We start from the raw sequence: 25,314 nt of genomic DNA on the forward strand, positions 1-25,314 counted from the left end.
CTTCTTCCTTACTTCTGGCCCGCCCCGGCGACCTTGTCCAGGTCGGCGAGGAAACGGTCGATGGTGCCCGAACGGCGGACCGGATCGGACAGCTGCTCACCCATGAGCCGCTCGGCGAGCTCGACCGACTGGCGTCCGAGGTCGCCACGGAGCTCCGTGACGATCTGCTGACGCTGCGCGGCGAGCTGCTGCTGCCCGGCGGCGACGATGCGGTCGCTCTCGGCCTGGGCCTCCGCCTTCATGTCGGCGAGGATCTGCTGCCCCTGCGCACGCGCGTCGTCGCGGATCTTCGCGGCTTCGCCACGCGCCTCGGCGAGCTGGGCGTTGTACTTGTTCAGGGCCGCCTTCGCCTCGGCCTGTGCGGCCTCCGCCTTCTCGATGCCGCCCTCGATGCGCTGGGTGCGCTCGTCCAGGACCCGCTTGAACATCGGGAGGACGAACTTCCAGAACACGAACAGGACGACAGCGAACGGGATCAGCGACCAGACGATGTCGTACAGCGCCGGCGAGAGGACGTTGGGCGTCTCCTCCAGCGGGAGCCCCTCGGTCTCGCTCTGGGCGAGAATGTGGATCGGATTCATGTCGTTGACCTTCGCCAGCCGGCGATCAGAAAATGAAGCCGGTGACGATACCGATGAGCGCCAGGGCCTCGGTGAAGGCGATGCCCAGGAACATCGTGGTGCGCAGCTGGCCGGCCATCTCGGGCTGGCGGGCCATGCCCTCGATCGCCTTGCCGACGACGATGCCGATGCCGATGCCGGGGCCGATCGCGGCGAGGCCGTAGCCGATGGCGCCGTAACCGCGGGCGGTCGTCTCGGTTGCCTGGGCGAGAGTGACGATATCCATGTGGGTTTCCGTTCCCTTTCAGATGGCCGGTGCGGGATGTCCGCACTCGGTCGTCGGTGTGGTCTGGGTGTCCCGGCGCTCGCGGCGCCGGAAGTCTTTTAGTGACTGTCGGCGTGCAACGACAGGTCGATGTACACCGCGGTGAGCAGCGCGAAGATGTACGCCTGCAGGAAGATCACCAGCAGCTCGAAGAACGTGAACGCCACCGACACGATGATGGTCACGAGGCTGACCGCGGTCCACCCGTTGAACTGCCAGAAGAAGAAGTTCGTGGCGGAGAACAGCAGCACGATCATGATGTGCCCGGCCAGCATGTTGGCCATCAGACGGATGGTCAGCGTGGCCGGCCGCAGGATGAAGGTCGACACGAACTCGATCGGCACGACCAGCAGGTGCAGCGCCGGGGGAAGGTTCGGCACGACGACCGACTTGCCCACGAAGGAGAAGAAGCCGTACTTCTTGGCTCCCGCATAGATGAAGACCACATACGCGACCGCGGCCATGACCAGCGGCATGCCGATCCGCGCGTTGGGCGAGATGTTGAAGCCCGGGATCACGGCAGGCAGGTTCATGAACAGCGTGAGGAAGAAGATCGTCGCGATGACCGGGAGGAACCGGTCACCGTCCTTCTTCCCGATGATCTCGTCCGAGATGTTGTTCTTGACGAAGTCCAGCGCGATCTCGCCGACGTTCTGCAGTCCGCGCGGCACGACGGCCGACCGGCGCATCGCCAGGTAGAACAGCACCGCGACGACGGCCGCCGCGATCAGCCGGATGATCATCAGCCGGTCCAGAGCGAACGGAGTCCCCTCGAAGAGCACGGCCGGCGGGAAGAAGTCATTTAGTGACGGCGGATGGAACTCGCCCTTGAATGCCAGCAGTGACGTGCTCAGCGCTCTCTCCCCTGTTCGGGCCGCCTGCAGAGACGGTGGTCATGTCCAGTGTTTCGTTCCGACCTGCGGAACCCGGGAGGGCCCGGGGATTCTCGCGGCGTGTACCGCCGCACCCTTTTCCGGTTTCCCTCCGCAGAGCATCGTAGCAAAGGCCATCCCCTGCGGACCCCTGGGGGCACCTCACGCCGTTATCAGCTCCACATCTCCCCGAAACCAGTCCGTGACCGATCGGGAGTGCCGGAAAATCCCAGCTCAGGGCTCCACGTACGGGGCGCGCGTGCGCAGAATGGCCACCGTCTCCGACGCGAGGACCACGACCATGGCCACGACGATGGTCGTGGCGAACGCGGGCTTGGAGTAGAAGTCGAGCGGCTTGAGAGCCGCGACGACCCCGATCGCCACGATGAGCTTGAGGAGCCACGTTCCCAACAGGACGGCTCCGGTCACCTGGGGTGAGGTTCGGGCCGTGGCGATCACCACCACCGCGGTGAGGAGGACGAACACGCCACCGATCGCGGCCCCGAGCAGGGCGCCCCACAGGCCGGAGCGACCATCCACCGCCCACCACAGCCCTGCGCTGATCACCATGAGCACGGCGAGCGCGGCGGCGCCGAGGGTCACCGCCCTGCGTAGTCCGATGGTGTGGGCGCTCTCGACCTGGTGTCCGGGGGCGTCGTGTCCGGGGGTGTCGTCCATACCCCGCAGCCTAGTCGCCCGGGGATCGGGGCCCGTCGGCCGTCCGGTGCTTCCCGCGCGAACTGCGGAGGCGAGGGACGAGGGTCGCCGCCAGGACGGAGAGGAGACCGGCCGCGATCGCGGGGACGATCACCTCGGTGGGCAGCATCGTCGCCCCGACGGCCCCGAACGCGATGAGGGAGACCCACGCGTAGATGACCAGCGCGACCCTCCGGTGGGAGTGCCCCAGCGCGAGCAGCCGGTGGTGCAGGTGCATCTTGTCGGGTGCGAAGGGGCTACGGCCGGCCCCGACCCGCCGCACCACCGCCATGACGAGGTCGAGCATCGGCACGAACATCGCGGCCGCGACCACGATCACCGGCGAGAGCAGGACGATCATGTCCTGGGGCCCGTACAGGCTCTGCGAGATCTTCCCGGAGGCGCTCGTCGAGGCCGCGGCGAGGACCAGTCCGATCAGCATGGACCCGGAGTCGCCCATGAAGATCCGGGCGGGTTGGAAATTGTGGGGCAGGAACCCGATGAGCGCCCCGGCCAGGACCGCGGTGACCAGTGCCGGCGGGTAGGCCCCGACGGTCCCGCCCTGGTCCAGCATGATGCCCACGGAGAACACGCAGATCGCCGTGGCCGCGATGGCCCCGAGTCCGGCGGCGAGCCCGTCGAGTCCGTCCACGAAGTTCATCGCGTTGACGATCGTCAGTGTGAACACGACCGTGAGCAGTCCGGCCTGGAGCTGGTCGAGGACGAGGATGTTGCCGTCCCCGAAGGGGATGTACAGCAGCGTCCACGACACGCCCATCGCGACCAGGACCCCGGCCGCGGCGGCCTGGCCCGCGAGTTTGGTGACGGCCCCGAGCCCGAGGATGTCGTCCACGATCCCCACCAGCACGATCACCCCGCCGGCGACGATGGTGGCCTCCACGTCGGGGGCGAAGGGCGGGAAGGCCCGGTTCAGGGCCGGCAGCTGCGCGGCGAGGTAGACGGCGATGAGCATCCCGGTGAAGATGCCCACCCCGCCGAGCCGGGGGGTGGGGACCTGGTGCACGTCCCGCTCCCGCGGGTAGGCGAGCCCGCCGATCGCGGGTGCCACTCCCCTGACCAGACCGGTGACGACGAAGGTGACCAGTCCGGCGGTGACCGCGATGAGCAGCAGCTCCCGGAACGGGACCCCGGCACCCATGGTTCAGCCGCGCAGGACCGCGGGGTCGACGCCGAGGACCTCTCCCACGCGCTCGGCGGTCACCGCGCCCTCGCGGACGATGCGCGGACCGGGCCCGGTGAGGTCGACGATCGTCGAGGGCTGGCCGATCGCACATGGGCCGCCGTCGAGGTACACGGCCACCGAGTCGCCGAGCTGCTCCCGGGCCTGGGCCACGGTGGTGGCCGGCGGTTGACCGGAGACGTTGGCACTGGACACCGCGAGCGGGCCGACCTCGCGCAGGAGTTCGATGGCGACGGGGTGCAGCGGCATCCGGAGCATGACCGTGCCGCGGGTCTGGCCGAGGTCCCAGCCCAGGGACGGTGCCTGGTGCACGATGAGACTCAAGCCCCCCGGCCAGAAGGCGCGGATGAGGTCGCGGGCGGCGGCCGGGGTGCTCACGACGAGGCCGTCGATGGTCTCCCACGAGCCGACCAGGACCGGCACCGGCATGTCCGGGCCACGGCGCTTGGCCGACAGCAGCGAGACCACCGCGTCCGGGTCGAAGGCATCGGCGGCGATGCCGTAGAGCGTGTCGGTGGGGGTCACGACCAGCCGGCCCGAGCGCAGGGCGCCGGCAGCGGAACTGAGACCGACTTCGCGGCCGGTGTCCTCGGTGCAGTCGTAGGTGATGGTCACCGGGTGGTCCCCTTCCGGACTGTCGTGTCGACCTTGTCGTCGTCGCGGTCGTCGTCGTCGTGCGTGTCGTCGTGGCCCGCGTCGAGTCGCGTCGCGGTGACGAATCGCGGTCGGCCGGCGAGGTCGGTGTGCTGCTCCACGGTACCGAAGCCCCCCTGCGCGGCCACGACCGCGGCGACCGCGGCGCCGGTGGTGTCGTCGTGCTCGACGGCGAGGTGCCCTCCCGGCGCGAGGAGGGCGGCGGCCACGCCGACGAGGGGGGTGACGACGACGAGGCCGTCCCGCCCCCCGAACAGCGCCGTCGCCGGCTCGTGCTCGAGGACGTCGGCGGGGAGATCATCGGTGACCGGGATGTACGGGGGGTTGGACACCACGGCGGCGGCGCTGCCCCGCAGGTCCGAGAGGACGTCCGCGTCGGTGGCGTCGGCGTGGTGGACCTCGATCGGGGTGTCCCCGGCGGCGGCGCGCTCGGCGGCGTTGCGGCGCAGCCACTCCAGCGCGGCCTCGTGCAGTTCGACGGCGTGGACGCGGGCGTCGGGCCGGGCGTGGGCGATCTCCAACGCGAGGGTGCCGCTGCCGGCGCAGAGGTCCACCACGACCGGGCCGGGGCCGGGGCCCGGTGCGGGCAGGGCCGCGAGCGTCGACTCGACCAGCAACTCGGTCTCCGGTCGCGGGATGAACACCCCCGGCCCGACGGCCAACTCGAGCCGTCCGGAGACCGCGCGGCCGAGCAGGTACTGCAGGGGGGTCCGGTCGCGGGCGCGGGCGGCGACGATCCGCTCGACCTCGCTCACCGCGGCGGCGTCGAGGTCGTCGGCGAGCATGAGCCGGGTGCGGTCGATGCCGAGCACGTGCGCACAGATGAGCTGGGCCTCGACGTGCGCGGAGTCGACGCCCGCCGCGCCGAGCGCCTGCGCGGCCGAACGCACGACCCCGGTCACCCCGGCCGAGCGCGGGTTCACGGCCTAGGCCTCTTCCATTCGTCGCCGCCGCTCCTCGGTGGCGAGGGCGTCGAGCACCGCGTCGAGGTCACCGTCCAGCACGGCGTCGAGATTGTGCGCCTTGAACCCCACCCGGTGGTCGGCGATGCGGTTCTCCGGGAAGTTGTAGGTGCGGATGCGCTCCGACCGGTCGACGGTGCGGACCTGGGTGGCCCGGCCCTCAGACGCCTCGGCGTTGGCGGCCTCCTCGGCGGCGGCCTGGAGTCGCGCCGCGAGCACCTGTAGCGCGCGTTGCTTGTTCTGCAGCTGACTGCGTTCGTTCTGACACGTGACGACCGTGCCGGTGGGCAGGTGGGTGATCCGCACCGCGGAGTCGGTGGTGTTGACGCCCTGCCCGCCCTTGCCGGATGAGCGGTAGACGTCGATGCGCAGGTCGGACTCGTCGATCTCGACCGGACCCACGTCCTCGGGCTCCGGGTAGACGAACACGCCCGCGGCCGAGGTGTGGACCCGGCCCTGGGACTCGGTGACCGGCACCCGCTGGACCCGGTGCACCCCGCCCTCGAACTTGAGGCGGGACCACACCCCGTCGCGAGACGGCTGGCGAGCCCGGATGGAGAAGGTCGCGTCCTTGTACCCGCCGAGGTCGGACTCCGTGAGGCCGAGGACCTCGATCACCCATCCGTGTTTCTCGGCGTACCGCGTGTACATGCGGGCGAGGTCGGCGGCGAACAGTGCGGACTCCTCGCCGCCCTCCCCCGACTTGATCTCCATGACCACGTCGTCCGCATCGTGTGGGTCGCGGGGCGCCAGCAGGTCGGCCAGGCGGGTCTCGAGCTCGGCCGCCTCAGCCTCCAGCTCCTCGGCCTCCCCGGCGAACGAGGAATCGTCGCCGGCGAGCTCCCGCGCCGCGGCGGCGTCCTCGCGCGTGGACACCAGCGCACGGTGACACTGCACGATCGGGGTGAGCTCGGCGAAGCGTTTGCCCACCCGGCGGGCGGCGGTGGCGTCCTCGTGCAGAGCGGGGTCGGACAACTGCGTCTCGAGGCCCCCGTACTCGGCCAGGACGTCGTCGATCGAGGACGGCGACCGTCCCTCGCTCCCGGTCACTCCTCGTCCTGCGGCAGGGTGGGCGTCGTCTTGGCCACCTGCAGCAGGAATTCGTAGTTGTTGTTGGTCTTGCGCAACTGCGACATGAGCAGGTCGATGGCCTGGTGGGAGTCCAGCCCCGAGAGCACGCGGCGCAACTTGTGCATGATCCCGGCTTCCTCGGGGGTCATGAGCAGCTCTTCCTTGCGCGTCCCCGAGGGTCCCACGTCGACCGCGGGGAACACCCGCCGCTCGGCGATGCGACGGTCCAGTTTGAGCTCGGCGTTGCCGGTGCCCTTGAACTCCTCGAAGATCACCGTGTCGCCGGCCGAGCCGGTCTCCACCATCGCGGTGGAGATGATCGTCAGCGATCCACCGTTCTCGATGTTGCGCGCCGCGCCGAGGAACCGCTTGGGCGGGTACAGGGCCGTGGAGTCGACGCCGCCGGACAGGATGCGACCCGAGGCGGGCGAGGAGTTGTTGTAGGCGCGGCCGAGTCGCGTGATGGAGTCGAGGAGGACGACGACGTCCTGCCCCATCTCCACCAGACGCTTGGCCCGCTCGATCGCGAGCTCCGCGACCTGGGTGTGGTCCGACGGCGGACGGTCGAAGGTCGAGGCGATGACCTCGCCCTTCACCGAACGCTGCATGTCGGTGACCTCCTCCGGCCGCTCGTCGACGAGGACGACCATGAGGTGGCACTCCGGGTTGTTGACCGCGATCGAGTTGGCGATGTTCTGCAGGATCGTGGTCTTACCGGCCTTGGGCGGGGAGACGATCAGCGCGCGCTGCCCCTTGCCGATCGGCATGATCAGGTCGATCACGCGGGTCGAGATGATGTTCTTCTCGGTCTCGAGGCGCAGTCGCTGGTTGGGGTACAGCGGGGTGAGCTTCGCGAAGTCCGGGCGGTTGCGAACCTGGTCCACCGGGCCACCGTTGACGGTGTCGATGCGGACCAGCGGGTTGAACTTCTGACGGTTCTTGCCGCCACCCTGGCCCCCGCCGCCGCCTTGGCCGCCGCCCTGGCCGTCGTTCTGGCCGTCGCGGGGCATCTTCACCGCGCCGGTGATCGCGTCACCGCGACGCAGGCCGTGACGACGGATCATGTTCATGGAGACGTAGACGTCGTTGGGTCCCGCGAGGTAGCCGGACGTGCGGACGAACGCGTAGTTGTCCAGCACGTCGAGGATGCCCGCGACCGGCTGCAGGACGTCGTCGTCCCGCACCTCCGTCTCACCCTCGGCCGGGCGCCCCCCGCCGCGATTGCGCTCGCGGCGCCGGCGGCTGCGACGGCCGCGGCCTCCTCCGTCGTCATCCCGGTTCTGACCGTCACCGCGGGGGCCGTTGTCGCCGCCGCCCTGGTCGGACTGGTCGTTGCGGCCGCTCTGCTGATCGCGGTTGCCGCCCTGGTTGCCCTGGTCGTTGCGCGCGCCCTGCTGATCGCGGTTGCGGCCGCCCTGCTGATCCCGGTTCTGCTGGTTACGCCCCTGTCGCTGCCCGCCACCGCGGTTGCCGTCCTCGCGACGGGACCGGTCCCCCTGGCGACCGGAGTCGGAGTCATCCGACCCGCCCCGGGGGTTCTCCGCACCGCCCCCGGCCCTGTCGCCACGATCCCGTCGGCCGGACTCGGCCTGCGGGGCGGGCGCCCCGCTCCGTGCAGACGCCTCGTCTCGTGCAGACGCCTCATCGCGGTCCGGCGCCTTCTCCGGAGCCGACTCGGCCTTCGCCGCGGGCTCGCCGGCCACCGGGGGTTCGGTTTCCGGGGCGGGCGCGGTCTTCGGGGCGGGCTCACGGGCCGGCGCGGGCCTGCCACCCCGGGCGCCCTCGATCATCGCGACGAGGTCGCCCTTGCGCTTACCCGACAGGCCTTTGAGGCCCATCTGCTGGGCCAGCGACTTGAGATCGTTCAGGCGCATCGCCGACAGCGAGGCACCCTGTGCTGGCGTGGAAGTGGTGTCCGTCGAGGTCACGGGGATCCTTTCTGGGCCCGGGGCCGGGGCGGCGTACGCCGCCTCGCATCGAGCAGGTGTCCGGGAAGCGGACTCGGCGTCCCGGGGTGGCCGCTGGGGCCTTCCGTGGCGGCAACGTGGCCGGACACGGATCTTTCGTCTGAGGGGGATCCTCGTGAGGGGAGAACCGCTCGATAGTGGGGATCCCTGTACGCCACTCGCCGATCGGCCTGTCCCACCGAGTCCGATCCACACCACACCGACCTGGTGCGGAGGGTGCTGCGAGGATCGACTCGGAATGCTGGGACGACCGGGCGCCCGTGGCTGGGTCCAAGCATACTACTCTGTGGCCGATCGCGCGCAGGTCCCCCTTCCGCGAGTCGCGACTGGCGCTCACCGCGTCGGATGCGGGCGGTAACGTACAGCACACGACAAGGGCCACACGACCTCGGAGGTGACCGTGCTCGGAACGATGCTGGACACGCCACTGCTCGTGTCCCGGATCCTCGAGCACGCGGCGGAACGACACGGTGGGTCCACTGTCACCGGATTCGTCGGCGACCTGGAACCCCGTCCGGTGCGATACGACGTGCTGGCCTCCCGCGCGGCCGCCACCGCGCACGCCCTCGCCGGGCTCGGGGTACGACCCGGCGATGTGGTGGGCATCCTGTCCGGCAGCCGCACCGAGGTCGTCGAGGCGATGTTCGCCCTCCCCGCGATGGGCGCGGTCGCCCTCCCGGTGAACGTCCTCCGCTCGCGGGAGTTCATGCTCTCCGTCCTGAGCGACAACCGGGTGTCGGTCGTACTCGTCGACCCGGAGCTGCTCTCCTCGGCACTCCTGGTGGCCGCGCAGCTCGATTCGCTGCGCCACCTCGTCGTCGTCGACGGTCAGGTACCCCCAGACCTCGGCGAGCTCGATGCCGACGTCCACGCCCTCGAGACCCTCCTCGACGGCCAACCCACCGCCTACCCGTGGCCCGACCTCGATGAACGCTCCGCCGCGGCGATCGCCTACACCTCCGGCACCACCGGCGCGTCCAAGGGCGTCGCCTACACCCACCGGTCCATCTGGCTGCACTCCATGCAGATGTCCATGGCCGAGAGCGCGGCCCTGCGCAGCGGCGACACCGTCCTGACCACCGTGCCGATGTACCACGTTATGTCCTGGGGGCTGCCGTACGCCGCCTTCATGACCGGCGCCGGCCTCGTCACCGCGCGACCACGGCCCGGCCGGGTGCTCACCACCGGCCACGACATGGCCGACCTGCTGCGCACATACAGGCCGAACAAGATGGCCACCACACCGGCCACCCTCCAACGGCTACTCCGGCGGCTGGAGAACCATCCGCAATCGATCGCGCATCTCAGCGAGGTCCTCGTCGGCGGATCACCCGTCCCCGAGGCCCTGTTCGACGCGTTCGTCGAGCGTCACGGGGTCACGATCATGCAGGCCTACGGACTCACCGAGTCCAGCCCCATCGCGACGTTCGCGCGACCGGACCCCCACTCCTCCGCGACCCGGCGACGCGCACAGATGCTCGGTCAGGGACGGTTCCCCGCCGGAGTGAAGGCACGCATCGTGGACGGCGGCCGGGTCCAGCACAACGACGGGTGGTCCGTCGGCGAACTCCAGATCCGCGGCCCGTGGGTGACGGCCCGCTACCTCGGCGACGAGGCCTCCGATCGCTTCGTCGACGGATGGCTACGCACCGGGGACGTGGCCAGCATCTCCCCCAAGGGCTACCTCGACGTGGTGGACCGGGTCGACGACATCATCGCCTCCGGCGGTGAACTGATCTCGACGGTCGAACTCGAACACGCGGTCCTGCTCGACGACCGGGTCGCAGAGGTGGCCGTGGTCGGCGTCCCGGACGAACGCTGGGGCAACCGGCCGCTCGTCCTGGTCCAGCTCAAGACCGGGGCGACCGCGTCCGCCCGCGCCCTCTGGGAGGGTCTCGAGGGCGTCGTGGAGAACTGGAAGCGCCCGGATCACTGGGCTTTCGTCGACCACATCCCGCAGACCACGGTCGGAAAGTTCGACAAGATCAGGATCCGGGCGCGCCACGCCGCGGGCGACTACGAGATCACGACGATCGCCCCGGAGGCGTCCGACTGAATCCCTCAGACGGGGTCTCGAAGGGACGCTCTACCGATCGGACGGGGCGTCGCCCGACCGGGTGTCAGTCTCCGGCCACGACCCGGGCACCGTCCGCGATCTGCAGGTCCAGCACCGTCCATCCCTGCGCCTCGGCATCGGCGCGCAGGTCGGTCGGCAACCCGTCGGTGCCCAACACCAGCACGGTCGGGCCGGCGCCGGAGACCGTCGCCGCGAGACCCCGCTCACGCAGTCTGGTGACCCACTCGGTGGTGCCGACCAGGGCCGGGGCCCGGTAGGACTGGTGGAGCCGATCCTCGGTCGCGGCCAGCAGGAACTCCGGATGGGCCGCGAGCGCGACCGACATCAGCGCGGCGCGGCTCGCGTTGAAGGCCGCGTCCTCGTGCGGGACGGTGGCCGGGAGCAGGCCGCGGGTCTGCGCGGTCGACGACGTCTCGGACGGCACCAGAACGGTGGCGACGATCGAGGGATCCACCTCCATGCGGACCGCACGGTAGTGCACGCTTGTCGCCGAGCGCTCCGTCCACGACACCACGACCCCGCCGAGGACACTGGCCGCCGCGTTGTCCGGGTGGCCCTCGAACTCGCTCGAGAGCTGGACCAGGTGGTCGTTCGTCAGCACCCCGCCCATCAGACCGTTCGCCGCGACCAGTCCGCCGACCGCGGCGGACGCCGACGACCCGAGACCGCGGGAGTGCGGGATCGCGTTCCGGCAGGAGATCCGTACGCCCGGCACACCCACACCACCGGCACGCAGCCCGGCCTCGACGGCCTTGGCCACCAGGTGCGAGGCGTCCTCGGGAACCTGACCGGCGCCCTCCCCCGACACCTCCAGCTCGAGGCCGGAGTCGATCGTGGTCACCGTGATCGTGTCGTACAGCCCCAGGGCCACCCCGAGAGCGTCGAAACCCGGCCCGAGGTTCGCGCTGGACGCCGGTACCTCGATCGTGACCGTGCGCCCGACCGGCAGGATGTGCCCACCCGAGCTGCCGAAGACCTCCGGGCCGGGACCGCTCACCTCGCTCACTGCAGGCCGAGGGCGCCGGCGACGGCCGACGGATCCACCGGGATGGCCTCGACCTTGGGCATCCCCAGCAGAGCGGTGTCCGGGTCCTTGAGTCCGTTGCCGGTCACGGTGCACACGATGGTCTGTCCCGCCTCCAGCTCACCGCCCGCGTGCGCGTCGAGCAACCCCGCCACCGAGGCCGCGGAGGCGGGCTCGACATAGACGGCATCCTTGCCGGCGACCATGCGGTACGCCTCGAGGATCTGCTCGTCGGTGCGCTTGCGGAACGTCCCCCCGGACTCGTCGCGGGCGGTCACCGCGCCGTCCCACGACGCCGGGGAGCCGATCCGGATGGCGGTGGCGATGGTCTCGGGGTTCTTGACCGGGGCGCCGTCGACCAGCGGTGCGGCGCCGGCGGCCTGCACACCCATCATCCGCGGGCGGGACGAGATGATCCCGTCGGCGTGGTACTCGGTGTAACCCTTCCAGTACGCGGTGATGTTGCCCGCGTTGCCGACGGGCAGGAAGTGCAGGTCGGGGGCGCGCCCGAGAACATCGACGATCTCGAACGCCGCCGTCTTCTGTCCCTCGATCCGGACCGGGTTGACCGAGTTGACCAACCCGATCTCGGCGTAGGTGGCGGTGGTCTTGCGCGCCAACTCCAGACAGTCGTCGAAGTTGCCGTCGACCTGGATGATGGTGGCCCCGTGCATCACGGCCTGGGCGAGCTTGCCGGCGGCGATCTTGCCCTGCGGGATGAGCACGGCGCACTCCATCCCGGCGCGAGTGGCATAGGCGGCCGCCGATGCGGACGTGTTGCCCGTCGACGCGCAGAGGACGGCCTTCTGGCCGCGAGCCTTGGCATCCGTCACCGCCATCGTCATGCCCCGGTCCTTGAAGGATCCGGTCGGGTTGAGGCCCTCGACCTTGAGGTACACCTCGCAACCCGTCACGGCGGACAGGTGGGTCGCGCGAATGAGCGGGGTCCCGCCCTCGTAGAGCGTCACCGGCTCCCAGTCGTCCCCGATCGGGAGTCGGTCGCGGTAGGCCTCGATGAGGCCGGGCCACCGGCTGTGCACGGGCTGGTGGGTGTTGCTCATTCGGTGTCCACTCCCTCGAGACGGATGACGCTGGTGATGGCCGTGACGGCGTCCTGATCCGACAGTGCTGCCACGGTGTCGGAGAGCGCGCGCTCCGACGCCCGGTGGGTCAGGACGGTGAGCTCCGCGGAGGGCTCGACATCGTCGAGCTCGGTCTCCGGCAGTTCGACCTCGGTCTGTCGCACCTGTGCGATGGAGACGCCGTGCCGCGAGAACTCGGCGGCGACGAGGGCGAGTACGCCCGGCTTGTCGGCGACCCGCATGCGCACGTGATAGCGGGTCGAGATCTCGTCCATGGAGGCGACCGGAAGAGCGGCGTACGTCGACTCCCCCGGGGCGCGACCCGCACCGACCTTGTTGCGGGCGGCGGCGACCATGTCGCCCAGGACCGCGGACGCGGTCGGGGAACCTCCCGCACCCTGTCCGTAGAACATGAGTCGACCGGCGGCCTCCGCCTCGACGACGACGGCGTTGAACGCCCCGTTCACCGTGGCGAGCGGGTGGGTGTTGGGCAGCAGCGCCGGGTACACGCGCGCCGACACGGCCTCCGACCCATCCGACTGGGTGAGCTTCTCGCAGATGGCGAGCAGCTTGATGGTGCAGTCCATGTCGCGGGCCGACTCGAAGTCGTCCGGCGAGATCCGCGAGATGCCCTCACGGTAGACATCCCCGGCGGTGACGCGGCTGTGGAACGCGATCGACGCGAGGATGGCGGCCTTGGCGGCCGCGTCATACCCCTCGACATCGGCCGTGGGGTCGGCCTCGGCGTACCCGAGACGGGAGGCCTCCGCGAGGGTCTCCGAGTAGTCGGCCCCGGTCGAACCCATCTCCGAAAGGATGTAGTTGGTGGTGCCGTTGACGATCCCCAGCACGCGCTCCACCTGGTCGCCGGCCATCGATCGGCGCAGCGGGCCGATCACCGGGATGGCACCGGCCACGGCCGCCTCGAAGTACAGATCGGTGTGCGTGGAGTCGGCCACCGCCGCCAGTTCGTCCGTGTACTCCGCGAGCAGTGCCTTGTTGGCCGTCACCACGGCCTTGCCGTGGCGCAGCGCCTCGAGGAGGAGCGGACGCGGCACGTCGATGCCGCCCATGAGCTCCACGACGACGTCGACGTCGTCGCGCGCGACCAACGACGACGGGTCCGCGGTGAGCAGGTCCGGATCGAGCCCGCGATCCTTGGTGAGATCGCGCACCGCCACGCCGCGGAGGGCCAGGGGCGCGCCGATGCGGGCCGCCAGTGCGTCGGCGTTCTCGGTCATGTAGCGGATGACTTCGGATCCGACGGTGCCCATCCCGAGCACCGCCACCCCCACGGGTCGCACGCCTGACGCGCTTGCGTCGCTCACTGTCCCACCTCCAGGCTCGTCAGATCGTCCAGGGTCTCACGGCGCAGCACCAATCGTGCCCGCCCGTCGCGCACCGCCACCACGGCGGGTCGCCCGATCATGTTGTATCGGCTCGACATGGAGTAGCAGTATGCGCCCGTGGCCGCGACGGCCACCAGGTCACCGCCACCCACGTCCTCCGGCATCCACAGGTCGCGCACCACCACGTCGCCGCTCTCGCAGTGTTTGCCGACCAGCCTGGACACCACCGGCTCGGCGTCTGACGAGCGTCCCACCAGCCGGGCGTCGTAGACGGCGTCGTACAGGGCCGTGCGGATGTTGTCACTCATCCCGCCGTCGACACTGATGTAGCGCCGGTTCTCCCCGCCCGCGAGCTCGACGTCCTTGACCACGCCCACCTCGTACAGCGTGACCGTGCCCGGGCCGGCGATGGCACGACCGGGCTCGACGACCAGCGTCGGCGGGACGAGCCCGGCATCCCGGGCGAAACCCTCGACGATCTCCCGCAGGGACGCCGCCAACTGGGCCACCGGCGGCGGATCATCCGACGAGACGTAGCTGATGCCGAGACCGCCGCCGAGATCGAGGTGGTCGAGCTGAGCTGTCCGCTCGGCGCCGAACTCGTCGACGATCTCGCGCAGCAGTCCGATCACCCGTCGCGCCGCGAGTTCGAACCCGTCGATATCGAAGATCTGGGACCCGATGTGACTGTGCAGCCCGGTCAGCCGGATGTTCGGCGCGTCGAACACCGCGCGGACGGCCTGCATCGCCGCACCGCCCGCGAGCGAGAAGCCGAACTTCTGGTCCTCGTGGGCGGTCGCGATGAACTCGTGGGTGTGGGCCTCGACGCCGACCGTGACCCGGATGAACACGTCCTGGACGACGCCCTCCTCACCGGCGATCCGGTCGAGGATCTCGATCTCCGACATCGCGTCGATCACGACGTGGGCGACGCCACTGCGGACGGCCAGGCGCAGCTCGTCCGCTGACTTGTTGTTTCCGTGGACGGTGATCCGTTCGGGCGGGAACCCGGCCCTCAGCGCGATCGCGAGCTCGCCGCCCGAGGCGACGTCCAGCCCCAGCCCCTCCTCGGCGACCCAGCGAGCAGTCTCCGTGGTCAGGAACGCCTTGGATGCGTAGTGCACGCGGTCCGCCCCGCCGAACGCTTCCGCCATCTCGCGGCACCGGGAGCGGAAATCGTCCTCGTCGATCACGAACAGTGGCGTACCGAACTCCGCGGCGAGCTCGCTCGCGGTGACACCCGCGAACTCCACCACTCCGTCGTCGCGCCGGTCGGCACCGCGTGGCCACACGGAGGGCGCCAGTGCCATGACGTCGTTCGCGTCGGCGGGCCGCTCACCGATCCCCGGCGCGTGCGGGACCTCGTGCCGGGCCCCGGCGGGGTGGGCGCTCACATCTTCTCCGGTGCGCTGACGCCGATCAGGCGGAGGCCGTTCGCGAGGGTCTGCCGGGTGGCCGTACTCAACGCGAACCGGGCGGCGTGCAGCGGGCCCGGCTCCTCGTCACCCATCGGCAACACACGACAGGTGTCGTAGAAGCGGTGATACGCGGCGGCCAACTCCTCGAGGTAGCGCGCGATGCGGTGGGGCTCGCGCAGGTCCGCGGCGCTGGCGACGACCCGGGGGAATTCACCGATGGTGCGGATGAGCGCACCCTCCCGGTCCTCGGTGAGCAGCGCCAGGTCCGCGCCCTCGGGGGTGACCCCCAGATCGGCGGCGTTGCGCGCCAGGGAGCAGAGACGGGCGTGCGCGTACTGCACGTAGAAGACGGGGTTGTCGTTCGTCGCCGACGTCCACAGCGCCAGGTCGATGTCCATCGTCTGGTCGACCGAGGACCGGATCAGCGCGTACCGCGCGGCATCGACGCCGATGGCGTCGACGAGGTCGTCGAGCGTGATGACGGTTCCCGCCCGCTTGCTCATCTTGACCGGGGCGCCGTCCCTGACGAGGTTGACCATCTGACCGATGAGCACCTCGATCGTCGCCGGGTCATCGCCCAGGGCCGCTGCGGCGGCCTTGAGCCGGGCGATGTACCCGTGGTGGTCGGCTCCCAACATGTAGATGCACAGGTCGAAGCCGCGTTCGCGCTTGTCGAGGAAGTAGGCGATGTCACCGGCGATGTAGGCGGCGTCGCCGTCGGACTTGAGAACCACGCGGTCCTTGTCGTCACCGAACGCGGTGGACCGGAGCCACCAGGCGCCCTCGGATTCGTAGAGGTTCCCGTTGCCCTTGAGCGTCTCGATCGCGCGGTCCACCGCACCGGAGGTGAACATCGAGTTCTCGTGGGTGTAGACGTCGAAGACGGTTCCGAACTCGGCCAGCGAGTTCTTGATGTGGCTGAACATCAGGTCCACGCCGACCGCTCGGAACGTCTCGAGGGCCTCGGACTCCGGCTGCTCCAGCACGTCCGGGTGCTCGGCGACCACGTTCGACGCGAGGTCCTGGATGTACGCCCCCGCGTAGCCGTCCTCGGGGGTCGCCTCGCCGCGAGCAGCCGCGGCCAGCGAACGGCTGAAGCGGTCGATCTGCGCACCGTGGTCGTTGAAGTAGTACTCACGCGTGACCGCTGCGCCGGAGGCCTCGAGCACACGACCGAGGGCGTCACCGACCGCCGCCCAGCGTGTTCCGCCCAGGTGGATGGGCCCGGTGGGGTTCGCGGAGACGAACTCCAGGTTCACCCGGCGGCCGGCCATCGCGTCCCCGTTGCCGTACTCCTCGCCCGCGGAGAGCACGGTGGCGACGAGCGAGCCCTGGGCCCCGGAATCGAGACGGATGTTGAGGAACCCCGGTCCCGCGATCTCGGCCGAGGCCACGCCCGGGTCGGCCACCAGCGCGGTCGCGAGATCCTGCGCCAGTTCGCGAGGGGCCGACCCCACCTTCTTGGCCAGTTGGAGAGCGATGTTCGTCGCGTAGTCCCCGTGCTCGGGGTTGCGCGGCCGCTCCACCGTCACCGACTCCGGAACGACCGACGTGTCGGCCCCGCGGTCGGCGAGAACGGAGATGAGGGCGGCGCGGATGACGGCGGCGAGATCGGCGGGAGTCACGTCTTCCTATCCTAGGTGTCGGCACGTCGCGGGGGGAATCGGACGTCTGTCCGGGCGACCCGTCCGAGCCCCGACGGGCCCGATGCGGCCCTGCCCGACCGCCGGTGCTACGATCAGTCTCGCTGTTCGAGCGATCCCCGCCAATGCGGGGCGTCCGCTGGAGCGGCCTCCGGCCCGTGAGGGTCGGTATCCCGCCCTCGTAGCTCAGGGGATAGAGCGTTGGTTTCCGGTACCAAAGGTCAGGGGTTCGATTCCCTTCGGGGGCACACGCAGGACGAGAAGGGCCCGGGCGATTGCCCGGGCCCTTCTCGTCTCTCCCGCTCCGCGTCAGGTGGGCCGGGTGATGCCGTCCACCTCACCGATGCGGTCGACGATTCGCTCGTAGATGTCGGTGAGTGCGAGTACCTCGTGCTCGGAGAGCACATCGATGAACAGCTCCCGGACCTTCTCGACGTGCTTGGGGGCCACTGACGCGATCGCCTGGGCGCCCGCCTCGGTGAGGGTGACGACGGTCCCGCGACCGTCCTCCGCGCATTCTCCCTTGGCCACCAGGCCGCGCCCCTCCATACGCCGGACCTGGTGAGAGACCCGGCTTCGGTCCCAGCCGAGCGCGGCGCCGAGTTCCCTCGCCCGGAGTCCCCGGTTGTCGGCCTCACTGAGGCTCACCAGAACCGAGTAATCGGATTGAGACATCGAGGCGTCCCGCTGGAGTTGGCGCTCCATGGCGAGTTCGAGCAGTTGGTTCACATCGCGGTACCGGCGCCACATGCGCTGCTCGTCATCGCTCAACCAGCGTGTCTCCGTCATGGGGCTATTACAGCACGACGACCCACTCGGCATTCCTCCACCATCGCTCCGGGGCGCCCGCCGCCGTCAACGGCGTTCACTCGCGATCGGTGCCAGACCTCTGCATGACGTGGGTGTGTGCGCCCCCGATGCCCGCGAACCGGGCGCGGTCGCACGTGAGCACGATGACCTGTGACGTCGCCGCAGCCGCGGCGATGACCGCTCCCATGGTGAGTCGGCGAGAGGGATCCGTATAGCCCATGGTGTCGTCGAGGAAAACGGGGACGCCGTCGTCGCCGACGAGTCGCGCACAGGCGATCCGGACGATCACCGCCAACTGCTCCCTGGCGCCCCCGGATAGCGATTCGTAGTCGACGGTCACATCCCCGACCCGCCTGGACAGGATGGTCAGATCCTCGCCGAGCCTGACGTCGAAGTCACGCCCGTACACGAGGGAACCGAGTTCGACGACCGCCCTGTGGAACGGGGCCTGGTACGCGAGCAGAGCCTCCGATCGACGCGCCGCGAGTGTGCGGTGGAGCAGGTCCGCCGCACGGGCTCGGCGCCACAGCGCTGCGTTCTCCCTCTCCGCCGCCTCGAGTTCGCGCTCGGCGGAAGCGACCCCCTCGAGCCGGCCCTGGTCGCCGATCGCGTTGACCCGGCCCATCGACGTGGCGACGGCAGCAGCCGATTCGCGTTCCTCGGCGGCCAGTGAAGACAGTGAGGCCCGGGCGTTGTCCAGCAGACCGGGCGGCGCGTCGGCGAGCGCCTCGTCCAGTTCCGCCTTCGCCTCGCGTGCCTTCTCACGGGCGGTCTCTGCCCGGAGGCGCGCCGCCCCCGCCTTCTCCTCGAGGCTGAGATCCGGGGTGGCGTCTCGCGCGGCCGACAGCGCCTCCCCGCACTCACCGTGCCGGCCGGCTGCCTCGTCTGCCAGTGCGATACGGGTCGCGTACTCGGTGCGGAGTGTTTCGGCCTCGGCGGATGCGGCACGATCCTCCGCCCTGCAGCGGACGACCGATTCCTCCGCGGCGGCGTACTCGGTCTCCGGATCGTCCTCCCCCTCCGCGACGGCTCCTCCTGCCCTCTCCTCCGCGACCTGGCCGGACGGCACGGTCCCGGCCGGGACCCGTGAGCGCAGGTCGTCCCGCCTCGCGGTGAGATCATCCGCCGTCTCGCCGCCGAGGAGGTCCGATCGCCGTCGACGCAGTGCCTCGATCTCGGCACGCAGCGCGCCCGCCCGCCGGGAGCGTTCCTCCGCCTCCGTGGGGTTCTCCACACCGAGCTCCGCGAGAAGGTGGTCCAGCCGGAGGCGAGCGGACTGCTCGTCCCGTCGGACGGAGTCCGTGTCACCCGCGGGGACGACAGTCAGCGATACCGTCCCGACCTCGAAGACCGTGTCCTCCACGATCTCGTGCGTCCACCCCGCAGAGGCGTCGAGGCCCTCCCCTCCGACCCGGAACTCGCCCTCCCCGGTGATCTCCACCCGGGGAGCACTGGCTGCGGACCGGATGACGGCCTCCCGCAGCGTCTCGTCCGCGCGGCGGATGGCGTCGACCGAGCCATCGGCGACGTCGACCGCGGCGAGCTCCGCCTCCTTGCGGCGCAGCTCGTCCCCCACCTCTGTCAGGGTCCCGAGGAGTCGTTCCAGGTGCTCGAGGTCCGCCCGCCTGCGGTCGCCCTCCTCGACCGCGCGTGCGGCATCGAGGCGCGTGCGGGCCCGGATCACTCGCTTCTCCGCCGCCTCCAGTTCGGCCCGCGCCCGACGGGCCCGCTGCTGGGCGGGTTCCAGCCTCTCGGCCGCGGTGGCGGCAGCCGCCCGCAGATCGGTCTCCCTCCGCTGTTCGGTCATCGCCCTGTCGATGAGTTCCCGACGCTCTCGTTGCTCGCGCAGCGCGGCGTCATGCGCGGCCACCGCCCGGTCGACCTCGGCATCGGCGGATGCGCTGACCCCTCTGAGGTCCGCGACTGCCCGGCCCGCGGCCTCGAGACGCCCGACTTCCTTCTCGAGCGTGGCGAGCGCGTCGAGTCGCGCGCGATGGACTGCGGACCGGGCTTCGTGGTCCGCGACCGCCGCGTCGAGTTCCGCGTGCCGGGCCCGTGCCTCGGACAGCGCGGCCCGCGCCTCGGTGAGCCGGGACTCCGACCGCGCCAGGTCGCCGGTCGGCTCGCCCCGCCGCGCAGTGAGATAGCGATTGCGTTCCTCGGCGACGCGCTCGACCAGCGAGTCGTCGCCGGTCGGGTCCTCACCGCCCGCCGCGGCGTCCAACGCGCGGCGGAGAGAGTCCATACCCTTGGCCGCGTCGACCTGGCCCAGAGGTTCGTCCTGGGCTATGCGCAGGGCGCGCCACAGTGACCTGTCGACCTGACGGTCCAACAGGTCGCGGACGAAGTCGTGGGCGTCGTCTCCCGCCATCGCCGTGCGTGCCGAACCCGGGAACTCGAGGGAGGTGCGTTTGCCGCGGACGAACTCCTTGCGGTAGCGCATCCGTTCGCCGTCGACGGAGAACTCGGCCTCCACCACCACGGGGACGTCCCTGCCGACAGGGCTGGCAGCCTTGATCTCGGCACGCCCGGACGAGGCCTTGTGCTCGAGCAGCATCTCCAAGGCGTCCATGAGGCTGGTCTTCCCCGACTCGTTGGGGCCCTCGATCACCAGCACCCCACGCGGGGGCAGGTCGACCTCCTCGCGCACCACCCCGCGGAAGTCCTCGATCATCAACCGGTGCAGGATCATCGCGTTCCCCCGTCCACGAGCCGGTACAGCAAGCTCAGGGCGTGCCCGGCGTCCTCGGCGTCCACCCCGCCGGTGGCCGCCATGTCGACGAGGTCCGCGACCGCGCGGCCCGCATACCCGTCCACGAGATCCGTGAAGTCCGAGTCCTCCGCGCGGACCACGAGGTGGGTGCGTGACTGGCGCAGGTACGCGGAGGCGAACACCGCGTCCCAGGTCTCCAGGAGCGCATCGATCCGCGCGCGCAGGGCCACCCCGACGGTGCCGGTCAGCCCGAGTTTCAGCACGGTGCGCGGCTTGTCCTGCACCGCCTCGATCCGCTCGGCGAGGGAGTCGAGGTCCCCGTCCGTATCGATCTCCGCGTCCACCGCCAGGAAGGACCACCGGCCCGTCGCCAGCGGGGTGACCTCGCACGCTCGCCTCTCCCCCGACGGACCTCTCCCACCGAGCTCGACCAGTAGGACGTTGCCGGAGTCCTTCTCCACGTCGTCGAAGTCCGTGGTCTCCGGACTCCCCGAGAACCAGATGCGCCCGCCGGAGCCCACGCGGGTGACCGAGTGCCTGTCCCCGAGCGCCACGTAGTCCAGGCGGCGGGACTCGATCGCCTCCTCCAGCGAAGCCACGGCGATCGCCTCGACCGACGGGGAGTGCCCGCCGTAGATCTCGTCGGTACCCCCGTGCGCCACGAGGACCCGCACGGAGTCAGTGGGTTCGAGAGACGCCAGAAGCGCCGGCAACCGCGAGGGGTCCGGACGCTTGGACGTCCACGGGACGCCGACCACCTCGACGCCGGGAACGACCTCGACCGGGCCCGAACCGTCGAGGACCACGACGACCCCGCCCTCGAGCGCCGGGGAGAAGTCCCTGCACCGGAACACCGAGGACGCGTCCAGTGGATCGTGATTGCCCGGCAGCACCAGCACCGGCACCGGTAACGCGGACAGGGCCTCGACCGCGCGGAGTACCACCGACCGGGGTACCGCGTTGTCCTCGAACACGTCGCCCGCGACCACCACGAACTGTGCCCCGTGTCGCTCGGCCAACCCACCGAGTGCCTCCACGGCCGCGAGCCTGTCCGCCGTGAAGACGGCCTGGGACTCGTCTCCGAGGAACCGCCGGGTCATACCGAGCTGCCAATCGGCTGAGTGGAGGAATCGGATGGCGTCGCCGTCCCGTGGGTTGGTCATGGCCGCATCGTAGGACGCGGGTCGGACACGCTACGCACCGGCGGCCCGCCTCACCGCGGCCGGTACCGGCCGAACGCGTCGAGGAAGTCCTCGAGGTCCGCCACCACCCGGAGTTGCTCGAGCGCGTCGTTGGTCGCCGCCGCGGCGAGCCTGCGGGTGACGGGCGCGTCCAGCAGGTCCTCGAGACCGGCCGGCCCGGGTGACGGCGACGCCGGCAGGATCGGCTCACCACCCCACAGCGTCTCCTCCACGTCGAAGGACACCTCGTCGTCGTCCCCTCCGCCCCGGAGGACGGCGCCGAGTTGCTCGGGTCGCAGGCCCCTGAGCTCGAACAACACCTCCGGCCGGGAGTCCCACCACTCGACCATGATGTAGGCGGCCGCCAGCACGTGTCGGCAGGGGCCGGGTTGCACCGGACAATGGCAGGTGAACGTGGTCGCCCCGTGCACCGCGGGCAGGAGGAGGAACCCGACGGTGTCGGAGAAGTCCCCGGCCAGGGCGCCGAGCACTCCCCGTTCCTCCCGCCTGAGGGCGATGCGCAGGGCGTCGGAGTCGGTGTCGTCGAGCGGGGCGAACGTGAACTCCACGGTGAAGGGTTCCGGTCTGCTCCCGTCGACGTCGATCCGGACGGACCGGCCCGAGTGGTGCAGGGAGAGGACCTTGCCCCTGCGGGCGTCCTGTCGTGCCATGTGGGCGTCACCCCGGGATACCCCGGATTCGATGTCACTCGCCCAGCGTCTGCTCCACATGTGTGCGCCGAACTGCCCGGCCCGGGACCTCGCCCGGATGCCCGCTTCGCCGCTCACGGTTCGTCCCGCCCCACGTCGGTGAACTCGACGAGTGCCGCCAGGTCCGCGTCCGCGAGCTCGGTCAGCGCGCCGGCCAACGGTCCCAGCGTCAACTCCGCGAGGTCCCGCTTGGCTTCGAGGAGTTCGTCGATACGGTCCTCGACCGTGCCCGGTGCGACGAGCGTGCGCACCTGGACCACCCGGGTCTGGCCGATGCGGTGGACCCGGTCGGTGGCCTGGTTCTCCACCGCCGGGTTCCACCAGCGATCCAGGTGTACGACGTGGTTGGCCTCGGTGAGGGTCAGTCCGGTCCCTCCCGCGCGTAGCGACGCGAGCATCACCGGTGGGCCGTGCGATGCCTGGAACTCCTCGACCATCTGAGCCCGTCCGGCCGCGGTGACCCCGCCGTGCAGGAACGGCACGGCGGTGGCGGCCCGACGCTCGAGTAGGGGCAGGATCAGATCGCCGAATGCCCGGTACTGGGTGAACAGCAGCACCTTCTCCCCCGCGTCGAGAATCTCGGTGAGGACCTCGTCGAGTGCGGCGAGTTTGCCCGAACGGTGGCGGCCGCCGCGCAGGAGTGCGGACCCGTCCCCGAGGTAGTGGGCGGGGTGGTTGCACACCTGTTTCAGGGCTGTGAGCCCCGAGAGGATGGCGCCCTTGCGGGCGGCCCCCTCGGACTCCTTGACCTGTTCCATCATGTCCTCGACGACCGCCCGGTACAGGGTCGCCTGCTCACGGGTCAGCGGCGAATCGACCCTGATGTGTTGCTTGTCCGGGAGATCGGCGACCACGCGGGGGTCGGATTTGAGGCGGCGCAGCACGAACGGTGCGGCGAGTGCCCGGAGCCTCGATGCCGCGGCCTCGTCACGGTGGGACTCGATGGGGATCGCGAACCGGGCACGGAAGGTGCTGGCCGAACCCAACATCCCCGGATTGGCGAAGTCCAGGACGGCGCGGAGCTCGTCCAACCGGTTCTCCACCGGTGTCCCTGTCAGCGCGATCCGGTGCTCCGCCGGGATCGAGACGACGGCGCGCGCGACCGAGGTGGAGGGGTTCTTGATGGTCTGGGCCTCGTCGGCGACCAACCGCCGCCAGGCCACCCGGGCGAGCAGTTCCGCGTCCCGGGACGCCGTCCCGTAGGAGGTCAGCACGAGGTCGGCGGCTCCGAGTAGTGTGGCCGCGTCGTCACCCCGTTCGCGGGCCGGTCCGTGATGGACGTGGACCCGCAGCTCCGGGGCGAACGTCGCCGACTCCCGGGCCCAGGTGGCCACCAGGGTGAGCGGCGCCACGACGAGAGTGGGGCCGGTCCGGCCCGCCGCGTGCTCGGACGCGGTGAGCGCGAGCACCTGCATGGTCTTGCCGAGCCCCATGTCATCGGCCAGCACGGCGCCGACATCGGCGCTGGACAGCGCGGTCAACCACCGCACCCCCTCCAGTTGGTACGGACGGAGCGTGGCGCGGAACCAGGGTGGGAGGTCGACCGGGATCGACGACGACGAGGGAATCCAGTCGATGGTCGTGGGCGCCTCCACCTCGACGCCCTCGCCTTCCTCGGACATCAGGGCGGCGACCAGTGCGGGTGCCGTGACCCGCCCCCCGCGCCGCGCGGCGAGGAAGCGGGCCGCCCGACGCAGTGCACCGGGGTCCGCCCGGACCCATTGTCCGCGGAGCTTGACCAGATCGGACGCGGCGTCGAGGAGCATCTGGGCCTCGGCGGGGTCGAGGGGGACGTCGTCGACGACCATCTCCCAGTTCACGTCCGCCAGCTGATCGAGCCCGAGCCGACGCCCCGAATCGACGTTCTCGGTGCCCGGCTCCGTGACCGCGACCCGGACGGCGGTCCGCACCCTGGTCCAGGCTCGCGGCAGGAGGATCTCGACACCTCTCCCCCGTAGTGCCTCCACCCCCTCGTCGACCAACTGCACCACCAGGTCGGTGGGCATCATCAGGTCCGGACTGCCGGCGGTGTGGGTGGCACGCCCCAGCGGTGGCCACGACCGGACCGCCCGGTCGACGACGTCGCGCACCGCGTCACCCACGGCCGACGTATCGGGCAGCTCGGTGAAGGGCCGAAGGGAATCGGTGCCCGTGCGCACCAGCGTCTCCAGCCGCCAGAGGATCTCCCCGGGCGCGGCGTGCCCGGCCCCGCCGTCGGAATCGCCCGGGCCCTCGTCGTCACCGCCGGTCGGCTCGACGATCCGGAACACCACCTCGACGTCCCGTGCCGCCGCCGCCCGTCCGAATTCGTCGATCGCTTCCGCCAACGCCTGGCCCCCGGACGTCACGCCCCCGCCCGTGATCAAGGCCGTGCCCAGGTCGCTCCGGCGATCGCCCGCCAGGGGCGCCAGGGCCATCCGAGCGTGCTGGTCCGCCAGGGCGGCGAGTAGTCGGTCGAGGTCCTCGCGGTTCGCCACCAGCCCGTGGCACCGGGACAGGCTCTCCGCTGCCCACGCCGACACCACGGGTGAGGCGGCGAGAGTCCATGACGCGTCCCATGCGCCCTCCGAACGGCCGAGGACGGGGACGACGTGCCCCGCACGCACGAAGGCGGCCACGCCCGACGAGAGTGCCGCGAGGGCCCGCAGCCCGGATCCGACCCAGTGGTCGGTGGCGTCGACCATCCCGGACAGATCCACCGCCGCGCCGACCGAGACCCGGATCCCCGGCACCGTCGCGGTCCGGACCCGGCCCTCGACCGGGGCACGAACCCCGATCCGGTGCGTCAGCGAGTAGCGCTCCAGGAACCGGATCACCTCCGGCGGGGCTCCGGCCCGGCCCACAGCCGTGACCTCGGCGGCGGGGGCGATCGATTCCGGCCTACGCAATCCCGTCTCGCACCACAACCCCACGACCCCGGACTGCCACACGGCGTGTAGTCGGGGTGCGGCGGTCGGGGTCACGTGCACATGTAAGCACGCCGGTCCGACAGCGGGCCC

20 protein-coding genes and 1 tRNA gene are annotated in these 25,314 nt (G+C 70.8%); 2 read left to right on the forward strand and 19 right to left on the reverse strand.

Features of this window, described 5'->3' with window-relative positions:
* Window positions 1-8 precede the first annotated feature (8 nt).
* The 9 genes from AYO52_RS13520 to rho all read right to left on the reverse strand — a co-directional run bounded on the left by AYO52_RS13520 (window position 9) and on the right by rho (window position 8,269).
* A complete protein-coding gene (locus AYO52_RS13520; protein ID WP_067718335.1) occupies window positions 9-581 on the reverse strand; it encodes a F0F1 ATP synthase subunit B in 573 nt (190 codons plus the stop codon).
* A gap of 25 nt (window positions 582-606) precedes the next feature.
* Window positions 607-846, reverse strand: coding sequence for an ATP synthase F0 subunit C (locus AYO52_RS13525; protein ID WP_067718337.1), 240 nt, complete (start codon window positions 844-846; stop codon window positions 607-609).
* A 98-nt stretch (window positions 847-944) separates the two neighbouring features.
* Window positions 945-1,628, reverse strand: a complete 684-nt coding sequence (gene atpB, locus AYO52_RS13530) for a F0F1 ATP synthase subunit A (RefSeq protein ID WP_235027792.1) — start codon at window positions 1,626-1,628, stop codon at window positions 945-947.
* A 363-nt stretch (window positions 1,629-1,991) separates the two neighbouring features.
* Entirely contained in the window at window positions 1,992-2,435 is a 444-nt protein-coding gene (locus tag AYO52_RS13535) for a hypothetical protein (RefSeq protein ID WP_067718342.1), read from the reverse strand.
* A 10-nt stretch (window positions 2,436-2,445) separates the two neighbouring features.
* Window positions 2,446-3,612 carry a glycosyltransferase family 4 protein gene (locus AYO52_RS13540; RefSeq protein ID WP_067718345.1) on the reverse strand — a complete coding sequence of 389 codons (1,167 nt, stop codon included), beginning with the start codon at window positions 3,610-3,612 and terminating at the stop codon, window positions 2,446-2,448.
* Between the two features lie 3 nt (window positions 3,613-3,615).
* A complete protein-coding gene (locus AYO52_RS13545) occupies window positions 3,616-4,269 on the reverse strand; it encodes an L-threonylcarbamoyladenylate synthase (RefSeq protein ID WP_067718348.1) in 654 nt (217 codons plus the stop codon).
* Window positions 4,266-5,231 carry a peptide chain release factor N(5)-glutamine methyltransferase gene (gene prmC, locus AYO52_RS13550; RefSeq protein WP_067718351.1) on the reverse strand — a complete coding sequence of 322 codons (966 nt, stop codon included), beginning with the start codon at window positions 5,229-5,231 and terminating at the stop codon, window positions 4,266-4,268. The genes AYO52_RS13545 and prmC overlap by 4 nt, the downstream gene beginning before the upstream one ends.
* Window positions 5,232-5,234: 3 nt before the next feature.
* Complete coding sequence (gene prfA / locus AYO52_RS13555; protein ID WP_067718354.1) at window positions 5,235-6,320, reverse strand: peptide chain release factor 1; 1,086 nt, start codon at window positions 6,318-6,320, stop codon at window positions 5,235-5,237.
* Entirely contained in the window at window positions 6,317-8,269 is a 1,953-nt protein-coding gene (gene rho / locus AYO52_RS13560) for a transcription termination factor Rho (protein ID WP_082924017.1), read from the reverse strand. Before rho ends, prfA begins: the two co-directional genes overlap by 4 nt.
* Window positions 8,270-8,702: 433 nt before the next feature.
* Between rho and AYO52_RS13565 the strand changes: the two genes are divergently transcribed.
* On the forward strand, window positions 8,703-10,364 hold the full coding sequence (locus AYO52_RS13565; RefSeq protein WP_253702159.1) for a long-chain-fatty-acid--CoA ligase: 1,662 nt from the start codon (window positions 8,703-8,705) through the stop codon (window positions 10,362-10,364).
* A 64-nt stretch (window positions 10,365-10,428) separates the two neighbouring features.
* On the opposite strand, the gene thrB is transcribed toward AYO52_RS13565, so the two are convergent.
* From thrB to argS, 5 genes are read right to left on the reverse strand one after another with little or no spacing between them, the layout of a single operon-like run.
* Window positions 10,429-11,391, reverse strand: a complete 963-nt coding sequence (gene thrB, locus AYO52_RS13570) for a homoserine kinase (RefSeq protein WP_067718358.1) — start codon at window positions 11,389-11,391, stop codon at window positions 10,429-10,431.
* Window positions 11,388-12,470, reverse strand: a complete 1,083-nt coding sequence (gene thrC, locus AYO52_RS13575) for a threonine synthase (RefSeq protein ID WP_067718360.1) — start codon at window positions 12,468-12,470, stop codon at window positions 11,388-11,390. Before thrC ends, thrB begins: the two co-directional genes overlap by 4 nt.
* On the reverse strand, window positions 12,467-13,819 hold the full coding sequence (locus AYO52_RS13580) for a homoserine dehydrogenase (RefSeq protein WP_067718363.1): 1,353 nt from the start codon (window positions 13,817-13,819) through the stop codon (window positions 12,467-12,469). The genes thrC and AYO52_RS13580 overlap by 4 nt, the downstream gene beginning before the upstream one ends.
* Window positions 13,816-15,234, reverse strand: a complete 1,419-nt coding sequence (gene lysA / locus AYO52_RS13585; RefSeq protein WP_067718365.1) for a diaminopimelate decarboxylase — start codon at window positions 15,232-15,234, stop codon at window positions 13,816-13,818. The genes AYO52_RS13580 and lysA overlap by 4 nt, the downstream gene beginning before the upstream one ends.
* Window positions 15,231-16,883, reverse strand: coding sequence for an arginine--tRNA ligase (argS, locus tag AYO52_RS13590; RefSeq protein WP_067718367.1), 1,653 nt, complete (start codon window positions 16,881-16,883; stop codon window positions 15,231-15,233). Before argS ends, lysA begins: the two co-directional genes overlap by 4 nt.
* A gap of 193 nt (window positions 16,884-17,076) precedes the next feature.
* Between argS and AYO52_RS13595 the strand changes: the two genes are divergently transcribed.
* A tRNA-Arg gene (locus AYO52_RS13595) sits at window positions 17,077-17,149 on the forward strand.
* A gap of 61 nt (window positions 17,150-17,210) precedes the next feature.
* Here the strand turns inward: AYO52_RS13595 and AYO52_RS13600 are convergent.
* From AYO52_RS13600 to AYO52_RS13620, 5 genes are all read right to left on the reverse strand, one after another.
* Window positions 17,211-17,690, reverse strand: coding sequence for a MarR family winged helix-turn-helix transcriptional regulator (locus tag AYO52_RS13600; RefSeq protein WP_067718370.1), 480 nt, complete (start codon window positions 17,688-17,690; stop codon window positions 17,211-17,213).
* Window positions 17,691-17,766: 76 nt separating this feature from the next.
* Window positions 17,767-20,403 carry an AAA family ATPase gene (locus tag AYO52_RS13605; RefSeq protein WP_067718373.1) on the reverse strand — a complete coding sequence of 879 codons (2,637 nt, stop codon included), beginning with the start codon at window positions 20,401-20,403 and terminating at the stop codon, window positions 17,767-17,769.
* Entirely contained in the window at window positions 20,400-21,587 is a 1,188-nt protein-coding gene (locus AYO52_RS13610; protein ID WP_082924018.1) for a metallophosphoesterase, read from the reverse strand. The genes AYO52_RS13605 and AYO52_RS13610 overlap by 4 nt, the downstream gene beginning before the upstream one ends.
* Before the next feature lie 50 nt (window positions 21,588-21,637).
* Window positions 21,638-22,276 carry a hypothetical protein gene (locus AYO52_RS13615; protein ID WP_253702161.1) on the reverse strand — a complete coding sequence of 213 codons (639 nt, stop codon included), beginning with the start codon at window positions 22,274-22,276 and terminating at the stop codon, window positions 21,638-21,640.
* Between the two features lie 113 nt (window positions 22,277-22,389).
* Window positions 22,390-25,278 (reverse strand): DEAD/DEAH box helicase, encoded by a 2,889-nt coding sequence (locus tag AYO52_RS13620; RefSeq protein ID WP_253702163.1) that lies wholly within the window; start codon window positions 25,276-25,278, stop codon window positions 22,390-22,392.
* Window positions 25,279-25,314: the final 36 nt, after the last annotated feature.

Origin of the sequence: Dietzia sp. 111N12-1 (assembly GCF_001658045.1) — a bacterium.
GTDB lineage: Bacteria > Actinomycetota > Actinomycetes > Mycobacteriales > Mycobacteriaceae > Dietzia > Dietzia kunjamensis.